Annotated in this window: 3 protein-coding genes; 1 reads left to right on the top strand and 2 read right to left on the bottom strand. The window is 55.4% G+C overall.

Features of this window, described 5'->3' with window-relative positions; all coding sequences use genetic code 11:
* The coding region (locus EOM25_13450) for a class A beta-lactamase-related serine hydrolase (protein ID NCC26179.1) at window positions 1-852 on the bottom strand (852 nt) is incomplete at its 3' end.
* On the opposite strand from EOM25_13450, the gene EOM25_13445 reads away from it, so the two are divergent.
* A complete protein-coding gene (locus tag EOM25_13445) occupies window positions 716-2,554 on the top strand; it encodes a hypothetical protein (protein ID NCC26178.1) in 1,839 nt (612 codons plus the stop codon). The genes EOM25_13450 and EOM25_13445 overlap by 137 nt on opposite strands.
* Before the next feature lie 77 nt (window positions 2,555-2,631).
* Here EOM25_13445 and EOM25_13440 read toward each other — a convergent pair whose 3' ends face one another.
* On the bottom strand, window positions 2,632-3,207 hold the full coding sequence (locus EOM25_13440) for a 4Fe-4S dicluster domain-containing protein (protein ID NCC26177.1): 576 nt from the start codon (window positions 3,205-3,207) through the stop codon (window positions 2,632-2,634).
* Between the last annotated feature and the right edge of the window lie 43 nt (window positions 3,208-3,250).

The raw sequence follows: 3,250 nt of genomic DNA, 5'->3' as shown, positions 1-3,250 counted from the left end.
GGGCTCGTCCTTGGTGGCCTCGTTCTCCTCGATATTCTGGTTGGAAAGATCGAATATCCCGGCCCGGTGCATGAGCACCATGCGGATGGTCATCTGGTTTTTATTCGGGATGTCGTAGTCCGGAGTGTCCGGCACATAGGGCCGTCCCTGGCCTGGAATGGAGTCGGTGAGCCGGTCGTCGATGTCGAGCAGGCCCCGCTCGGCCAGAAACATGACGGCCGCGGCGGTGAAGGTCTTGGTCACGCTGGCCGTGCGGAACCGATGGTCCGGGCCCATGTCCTCGCCCATGTCGGTGGACATGAAGTAATCGCCCTTGAGGGAAAGAACCTGCAAGGCCAATCCGCCTCCGAAATTCGCCTTTCCGGCCGAAAAGGCTTCCCATTCCGAACTCAGGATTCGTTGCAGTTTTTTCTTGGTGTCAGGGCCGTCCGAATCGGACGTACAGCCGGAACCGGAAATCGACAGGACCAATAACAACAGAACACACATGATATTGAAGACTTGATGTTGGGTGGATGCCATTTTCGACCTCCGGGTTGAACGTCGGGAGAAATGAGGAAGACGGTCGGAACATAGGGGATGACACGCTTGCCGTCCATGGAATTCTCCGATTGAGCATTGGCCCCTCACGATCCGCGTTGGTTCTTGACCCGTTTGCGGACCGGGTCTATTTCTTACGCTAAAGATCGGCGGAGGGTCCGCGTCAGCCTGGAATATGGCCATGGTCACGACCGAAACGACTCGAACTGCCTGCCATACTTCCCAATATCCAACAACGGAGAAAGCGATGAAAACGGGACGACAACACGTACAATGGCTCGGGTTTTTTCTTCTGGCCTTTTTTTCCACCATGCTGGTGGGCTGCACCGGAGACAGTTCCAGCGACGACGACACCGAAGCCTTGCGTATCTACGAGATGGTTGCCGGAAACGGTCTCCTGACTCCAGACGGAGAATCCGCCGACAAATTCTCCCTGAACCTGGGATCGGTTCCGGAAAGCATCCTGTATTTCACCGATCGACCGGCCCAGAAGGCCGGGTTCGTCGAGCTGGGCCACGTGATCGACACGGCCTGGCCCAAGGTCTACGGACAGGTGCCGCCCAATGCCCTGCTCAGAGGTACGACTGTGTCCCAAGAGTACATCGAGCTATTCTGTGTCCTGGACAGCCCCGTCTATCACAAGACCGCCGCCCAGCTCGATTTCAACCTGACCTTTCTGGACGGAAGTCAGAAACCCGAGATGCCCCTCTCCTTCACGGATGTGAAACTGGTCATTCTGAACAATGCTCAGGCCTCGACCCTGGAGTGGTCGGAAGTCTTGCTCGGCAATGTGGCCAGTTTTAAACCAACAGCAACAGAAGGAACCTACACCTTCACCATCCAAAGCGTCTTTGATCCGGTCTTTAGCTACACGAACGCCCCGAATCGTCTGTCCGCGACCATTCCGATTTTGTCCTACGTCCAGAGCTGGCCGAGCCGTTTCGGAGATTCGCCCCCCAACGTGTCCATCTCCTACGGCATGACGGCCACGGAGACCGGTGAGGTTCAGGTCGTCACCCTGTCCGACCCGATCTATAACCAGGCAACCGGAGAACTCAGCTTTACGGCCAAACGACTGTTCGGAACCGAAGCCATTCCGTCCACCGGCATGATCGTTGTCGGCCCTACGCTTTTCATTGACGGCGGCAAGAGCACAGCCTTCACCTTGACCAACAAATCCGGTCAAGACCTCTACGTCTATGATTTTTCGTATCTCCAGCCACAGGCCACCCAGGCCTCCTTCACCTTGACCAACGGCAAAAGCAAACAAATTTCCTTGACTCCGAACAAATCCATGCGTGTTTATTTCTCCAACGAGAAACTGACCCAATCCATCGAAAATGGACAGGCATCAGACGTCTTCAACTATCACGTCGATGCGGCTGTAACCTACTCATTCATGGAATACCTGTATGAACCGTCTTCTTCGCGCTACACCTTCGATCTTTCATACATTGACGAGTATTCCTATCCCCTGACTGTTAAATTTTCTAATGTTCCTGATTCATACAAGGGCTGCGAGACCGGGCATGAATACGGATTCACGAGTCTGGCCGCAGTCAAGAACAACCTGAAAAAGCAGACCGACTACCGCTGGGACGCCCTGATTTGGCCGGCTGTGGTCCAAACAGATTGGGATTCCGAGAAATATCCGAAGAATATGCACCGCATTATTGGACCCAACAAAATCTGGACGGCCCAGCAGAGCGGCGCCGCCCATGGTGGCCCTTGGACACCGTATTCCTATGGAGATTTCATGGCCAGCCTGCCCTGGAACGGTATGCAGCTTTTCAACAGCACGACCAACTGGTCTGGTTGGCAAACCATGACCCAGGCCGACAATCCCGGGCCTTCCTTCACCAGCTACGCCAAGGCCCTGCACGATGCGGCCACGGCCGACAAGAAGGGGAAATTCGGATTCTTTGTCTATCCGCAAGATAACACGAGCGGAGAGTTCACCTATGTTCCAGACAGCGTAGGCTGCACGGTCACGATTTATCCCTGCGACAAGTAGCGCATCTTCGGGAAAACGAAACGGCCCGGGGTGGTTTTCACCCCGGGCCGTCTTCTTTGCGCCGATTTTCGCTGGGTCTAGCCAGCCAGGGTATTCTTGGGCGTGGGCTTCAAGTAAACCACACTCATGGCGCTCATCTTCTTGTCAATATCCCGACCGGCTTCCTTGGCCCGCTGCTTGAGTTCTTCGAGCTCGCCGAAGCTCAATGCGTCAGTCATGCAGGCCTCCACGCACACGGGCTTCTCTCCAAAGACGACCCGATCGTAACACAGGTCACACTTGTGTGCGTACCTAGCCTTCTTGTCAAACTGGATGACCCCGTAGGGGCAGGCCTCAATGCACTTTCCCGATCCCTTGCATGTGGCCTTGTCGATGCGCACGATGCCGTTTTGGGGATCCTTGGTGATGGCTCCATTGGGACAGGCTTTGATACACTCGGGATTTTTGCAGTGTTGGCAGGGCACCACCCAGCAGCGCTCGCTGAGTTTGGGATACGTGCCCTCGGTGGCGGATTCCAACCGGATATAAAAGGGGATTTCCCCGGGCATGCAGTTCTCGTGGTCCACAATACCGTGGTGATTTCGGCATGCCACGATGCAGGTCTTGCAGCCGATGCAGCGGTCCATATCAATCATGAGTCCAAGTTGTTTCATTGCGTCATCCTCCTTACTTGCCCACGCGAACTCGGGCCGAGAC

Source organism: Deltaproteobacteria bacterium, assembly GCA_009929795.1.
Taxonomy (GTDB): domain Bacteria; phylum Desulfobacterota; class Desulfovibrionia; order Desulfovibrionales; family Desulfomicrobiaceae; genus RZZR01.
This window is presented reverse-complemented; position numbering and strand designations above follow the sequence as displayed.